Raw genomic sequence first — 1,106 nt, forward strand, 5'->3', positions numbered from 1 at the left:
TTGGAATTCAAGAAGTTGCTTGAGCTGCTGTTGGTGTTACCCAAGTTATTCAAGTTGCTTTGCATGCTTTGAAGCAAGCTACTGAATTGAGCGTTTGAGTTGCCGCCCCCGCCCCCGCCACCGAAGTTGTTGTGGTTGTGGTTGTTATCACTGCCCAGGCTATCGTGGTGCGCACTGCCCCCCTTGTTCCCAAGGTTTTGGTGGCTTGAGAGGGATCGCAAAAACGATTCCATACGTCCAGCGCTTGCCAGCCGTCGGGCAAAAGAGGTGTTCCCACCGGAAGCGGCAGCGGCCGCCGCCAAATTGGAGCGAGATCCGGCATCTGCAGACCAATTTTTCATGCCACCTTCAGGCATCTGCCCGGTCCCACCTGTCTGAATTAAATTGGCGAGATTGTCAATCGACTGCAGACTCTGGAAATCAAGCGACATGAGAGCGTCGAAACTATTTTGACGCTCCATCATGTTGGACAAGGAAGCAGAAGAGAGCCCCCTGTCCCTAGCAAGCTGAGAAAGTTGGTCTCGGGATAATCCTGTCTTCATCATGAGGTTGTTCATGGAGCTGCCACCGCCTGCCGCCAAACGGGCAGCAGATGCATTGCGGGCGATCTGAGCCAAGGCAGAATTGCTACCATTTCGAGCTGCTGCTGCTGCCGCAAACAGATTGCTGGCGGAAGCTCCAGAAAAGTTATTTTGGGACATCATCTGCTGACTGGCGCGACGTTGCAGTTCTGCCAAGAAGGCGGCACTCCCTCCTGATGATCCGAAACCATCGTTGTTCTGTTTGCGCTCTTTCAGATTCTTAAGACTGCCGCTGCTAAGACCCTGAAGGAGGGCACGACCAGCTGCAGCAGCCCTGTTGTTACTTTCTCCACCCGAAAGGTTGGCAGCAGCCATTGCAGCTCCTCCTCCCTGTTTGTAACCCAGTGGAGGCTGCAACCACGGCGGACTCGAGGGAGATGCCTCCATTGTGTAATCATCTCGGGGCTTGCTTGCAACCCCCAAGGCCGCCAGACCACTGGGTTGAGGAGCAGGAGCAGACGCATTTCCACCACCTCCTGCAACCCCCGAAGACTTGACGCGGTTGGTTTGAGCGACCCGCTCCAA

General features: G+C 55.1%; 1 protein-coding gene. It reads right to left on the bottom strand.

Going from position 1 to position 1,106, the window contains the following annotated elements:
* On the bottom strand, positions 1–896 hold an 896-nt coding region (locus tag V6D20_12480; GenBank protein HEY9816596.1), incomplete at its 3' end, for a hypothetical protein.
* Between the last annotated feature and the right edge of the window lie 210 nt (positions 897–1,106).

It is taken from the genome of Candidatus Obscuribacterales bacterium (assembly GCA_036703605.1).
In the GTDB taxonomy this organism is placed as follows: Bacteria; Cyanobacteriota; Cyanobacteriia; order RECH01; family RECH01; genus RECH01.